This window comes from Cellulomonas biazotea (assembly GCF_004306155.1).
Lineage (GTDB): Bacteria > Actinomycetota > Actinomycetes > Actinomycetales > Cellulomonadaceae > Cellulomonas > Cellulomonas biazotea.
This window is the reverse complement of sequence record NZ_BIMR01000371.1, coordinates 1-4,619: the sequence shown is the minus strand read 5'-3', so window position 1 is coordinate 4,619 and position 4,619 is coordinate 1. Positions and strand designations below refer to the sequence as shown.

4 protein-coding genes are annotated in these 4,619 nt (G+C 77.0%); 2 read left to right on the top strand and 2 right to left on the bottom strand.

Annotated elements, in window-relative coordinates; translation table 11 throughout:
* Together CBZ_RS18780 and CBZ_RS18775 are read left to right on the top strand one after the other, a co-directional pair.
* Positions 1-972: Gfo/Idh/MocA family protein (locus CBZ_RS18780; protein WP_246013545.1), on the top strand; the 972-nt coding region annotated here is incomplete at its 5' end.
* Between the two features lie 82 nt (positions 973-1,054).
* Positions 1,055-2,419: a protein kinase family protein gene (locus CBZ_RS18775; RefSeq protein WP_130782981.1), complete on the top strand. Its 1,365-nt coding sequence runs from the start codon at positions 1,055-1,057 to the stop codon at positions 2,417-2,419.
* Between the two features lie 68 nt (positions 2,420-2,487).
* On the opposite strand, the gene CBZ_RS18770 is transcribed toward CBZ_RS18775, so the two are convergent.
* The gene (locus tag CBZ_RS18770; protein WP_130782980.1) at positions 2,488-3,393 is read right to left on the bottom strand and encodes a TIGR01777 family oxidoreductase; all 906 of its coding nucleotides are present in this window, start codon (positions 3,391-3,393) and stop codon (positions 2,488-2,490) included.
* A gap of 176 nt (positions 3,394-3,569) precedes the next feature.
* A partial coding sequence (gene sucB / locus CBZ_RS18765; protein ID WP_130782979.1) for a 2-oxoglutarate dehydrogenase, E2 component, dihydrolipoamide succinyltransferase occupies positions 3,570-4,619 on the bottom strand: 1,050 nt, incomplete at its 5' end.

Genomic DNA, 4,619 nt, shown 5'->3' with positions numbered 1-4,619 from the left:
GCGCGGCAGCGGGTCACGCACGTCGTGACCCGCAGCCGCGCGGCACAGGTCGAGCAGGACTGGCCGGGCGCGGTCGTCGTGCCGGACGTCGACGCGCTCCTGCGGCACGTCGGCGAGCTCGACCTGGTCGTCGTGGCGAGCCCCACCGGTGAGCACGCCGCGCACGTGCTGGCCGCGCTCGCCGCAGGCGTGCACGTCCTCGTGGACAAGCCCCTCGCGACGAGCACCGCCGAGGCCGAGCGCCTCGTCGACGCGTCGCTGCACGCCGGGGGACGGCTCACGGTCTTCCAGAACCGGCGGTGGGACACCGAGCAGCTCGCGCTGCGGGGCCTGCTCGAGGCGGGCACCCTCGGCCGTGTGCACCGGTTCGAGCGACGCTGGGAGAGGTTCCGCCCCGTGCCGCAGGACCGCTGGAAGGAGAACGACCCGACCTCGGGCGGCCTGCTGCTCGACCTGGGCGCGCACCTCGTCGACTCGGCCGTGCAGCTCTTCGGGCCCGTCCGGTCCGTGTACGCCGAGCTCGCCGCCCGCTCCACGCCCGCGGTCGACGACGTCTTCCTCGCGCTCGTCCACGCCGACGGCCACGACGGCACGCCCGGCGTCGTCAGCCACCTGCAGGCCGGGTCCGTCGTCGGCGCCCCCGGGCCGCGCACCCGGGTGCTCGGCGACCAGGCCGCCTTCCTCGTCACGAGCTTCGAGGGCGAGCCCACGCCGTTCGCCGTCCTCGACGACGCCTACGAGGAGGGCCGACGACCCGGCGAGCCCGCGCACGAGGGCTGGCTCGTGCGCGGGGCGACGCGCGAGCCCGTCCCGATGCCCGCGGGCGGGCACGTCGACCTGTACCGGGAGGTCGTGCGGTGGGTGCTCGACGGCGGGCCGCCGCCCGTCGACCCCGCCGACGCCGTCCGCACCGCCCGCGTGCTCGACGCCGCACGGCAGTCGGCCGCGGAGGGGACCGTCGTCCGGCTCTGACCGGCCGGCCCCGACAGCCCGCCTCGGCGTCACCTGTGGACGGGCCTGACGAGCGCGCACGTGCGCGCGCTTGCATGGGGCCATGGACGCCTTCCTCGTGCCCGCCGACGTCCGCGCGCTGCTCGACGGGTCCGCGTTCCGCGTGACGGCGCCGGCCGGTCCCGACGGCACCGGCTGGCTCGCCGCCGCGACCGACGGCACCGACCGGCGGCTCGAGGTGCACGTCGTCGCCACGGTCCTCGACGACGTCGTCGCCGCGCGCGCCGAACGCCTGCGGCTCCTGCAGCACGAGCACCTGCCGCGGGTGCACGACGTCGTGGAGATCGGGCCGGGCCGGACCGCGCTCGTCGTCGAGCACGTCCCCGGGCCCACCCTCGCCGAGCTGCGCACCCAGCGCGCGCCCCTGTCCGACGGTGAGGCGGCGACCGTCGCCATCCCGGTCGCGTCGGCACTCGGTGCCCTGCACGCGGCGGGCCTCGCGCACGGCGCGGTCAGCCCCGCGACGGTCGTCGTCGGGCCCGAGGGTCGCCCCGCGCTCGTCGACCTGCGCGGCGTCCTCGTCGGGACCGGGACGCCCGACGGCGACGTCCGACGCCTCGTCGCCACGGTGCTCGCGCAGGTGCCCGACGCCGACGTGCACCTGCTCGCCGCCGCGCCCGGACCGACGCTGCGCGACACCCTGGAGGACGCCGTCTCGACGGTGGCGCTCGACGCCGACGGGCTCGTCGGCCGCTGCTTCGCCGTCGCCGAGCCCGAGCCCGTCCGGCTGCCCGACGCGGGCGCACGGGCTGCCCTCGACGTCGCACGGCACGACGCGGGCGCGGCCGTACCGGCGATCCGTCGACGGCGTCGTGGAGGGCGCCGACGTCCGGGCCTGCTCGTCGCCGCCGGGGTCGCGGGGGTGCTCGTCGCCGGAGCGGTCACCGTGGGGCTGCTGCACGACCGCCCGGGACCGGCCACCGGGACGCCCGCCCGCCCCGACCCGGTCGACGCCGCCGTCGCCCTCACCGTGCGACGCGCCGAGGTCGTCGCGACCGGCGACCCGACGCTGCTCGGCCAGGTGGAGGTCGTCGACGGGCCCGCGCACCGCGCCGACGCCGCGCTCGTCGGCGCCCTGGAGGGAGCCCGACTGGACGGGCTGGTGGTCGACGTCGCGCACGCGGAGCGCGTCGCGTCCACCGACAGCGGCGCAGACACCGGCACCGGGGTCGGTTCGCGTGCTGGTGCCGGTGCGGATCCGGGACCCGCCCCGTCGGGACCGCCGACCCGATCGGCGGCGGGGCCGGACGTCGCGGTCCGGGTGGCGTCGGCGATGTCGGCGCACCGGCGCCTGCCCGCCGACGGCGGTGCGGCGGTGGACGTGCCCGCGACCGGCACGAGGACCGTCGTCCTGGTGCTGCGCTGGACCGACGACGGCTGGCGGGTGTGGGACGTGATCGCCGCGTGACGGCTCGGCACGGGTAGGCGCGCCACGCGCCGGACACGGCGGGACGCGCACGAGACGCGTGAGACGCGTCAGACGCCCGAGGCGACCCACCTCGCCGCGGACGGCAGGTCGGCGTGGACCGGCCGGAAGCCGCTGGCCGCGAGGACCGCGGGCACGGCGCCGATCGAGCCGAGCACCTCGGAGGAGAAGTCGCCGAGCACCGTGCGCAGCGCCCACGCGGGGACGGGGACCGCCGCGGGACGCCCGAACGCGTCGGCGAGCGCGCGGATGACGTCGACGTTGCGGTCCGCGCGGGTGACGAGGTTCACCGGGCCGTGCACGGGCGTCGTGAGCAGGTGCTCGATCGCCCGCACCTCGTCGACGAGCGTGATCCAGGGCCACAGCTGCCGGCCCGAGCCGAGGCGCCCCCCGACCCCGAGGCGGACGAGGGGGAGGAGACGACCGAGCGCGCCGCCCGACGGTCCGAGGACGATGCCGGTGCGCAGCAGCGCCACGCGGACGCCGGCGTCCGCTGCCGGAGCGGTCGCGGCCTCCCACTGCCGCACGACCCCCGCGAAGAACGTGTCGCCGATCGGCTCCTGCTCGTCGAGCACGTCGTCCCCGCGGTCCCCGTACGCCCCGATGCCCGACGCCTGGAGCAGGATCCGGGGCCTGCCGCCCGCACCCACGCCGGTCTCCGCGGCGAGCGTGCGTGCGAGCAGCCCGGCGGAGTCGACGCGGGACGCTACGACCTCCCGCTTGCGCGCGGGGGTGAGGGGTCGGGAGGCGGCGTTGACGCCCGCGAGGTCGACGACCGCGTCCACGCCGGCGAGGTCGTCCGGGTCGAGGCGGCCCTCGGCCGGGTCCCAGCGGATCTCGTCGGCGCGCTGCACGGGGCGGCGCACGAGCAGCCGCACCGTGTGGCCGTGCCCGCGCAGCGCGGGGACCAGGGCGCTGCCGATGAACCCGCTCGAACCCGCGACGACGACGTGCATGACGGCCACCCTAGGGTCGCGTCGGCACCGCCGCCGTCCCAGGCGCCTGGCCGGCTAAGGGCGAGCGCCGGGGAGTGCCGAGCGGGTGCCGGGGAGTGCTCGGGCAACGCCACGCGGCCCCGGACGCAGGACGGCCCGGGTCCGCGGGGACCCGGGCCGTCGTCGGTGCGAGCTCGTCAGATGCCGACCTCGGACTCGAACGCGCCCTCCTCGATGCGGGCCTTGACCGCGGAGAGGTAGCGCGACGCGTCCGCGCCGTCGACGAGCCGGTGGTCGTACGACAGGCACAGGTAGCACATCGACCGGATGGCGATGACCTCCTCGCCGTCCTCGCCCTTGACGACGACCGGGCGCTTGACGATCGCGCCGGTGCCGAGGATGGCCGAGGTGCCGGTCGGGACGATCGGCGTGTCGATGAGCGCACCGCCCGAGCCGGTGTTCGTCACGGTGAAGGTCGCGCCGGACAGCTCGTCGGGCGTGACCTTGTTGGCGCGCGTGCGGGATGCGAGGTCGGCGATCTTGCGCGCGATGCCGGCGAGGTTGAGGTCGCCCGCGTCGCGGATCACCGGCGTGAGCAGGCCGCGCTCGGTGTCGACCGCGATCGCGACGTTCTCCTGCCCGTGGTAGGTGATCTGGTTGCCCTCGAGGACGCCGTTGATCTTCGGGAACGCCTTGAGGGACTCGACCGCGGCCTGCACGAAGAACGGCAGGAACGTGAGGTTGACGCCCTCGCGCGCCTTGAAGTCGTCCTTGGCGCGGGTGCGCAGGCGGGCGACCTTGGTGACGTCGACCTCGACGACGGTGGTGAGCTGCGCCTGCGTGTGCAGGGCCTCGACCATCCGCTCGGCGATGATCTGACGCAGCCGGCTGGCCTTCTCGGTCGTGCCGCGCAGCGGCGAGACCGACGGGACCGACGGCGCCTTGGCGGCCGGGGCAGCCGGAGCCGACGCGGCGGGGGCCGTGGCGGCCTTCTTCGCCTCCTCGGCCTTCGCGGCGGCCTCGAGCACGTCCTCCTTGCGGATGCGACCGCCGACGCCGGTGCCCGTGAGCGTGGCGACGTCGACGCCCTTGTCCGCGGCGAGCTTGCGCACGAGCGGGGTCAGGTAGCTGCCCGACACGGACGGCGCCGCAGCGGCGGGTGCCGCGGCTGCAGGTGCGGCCGCGGTGGGGGCGGCCGGAGCCGGGGCCGCGGCCGGGACGGGGGCCGGCGTCGCCGACTCCTGCGC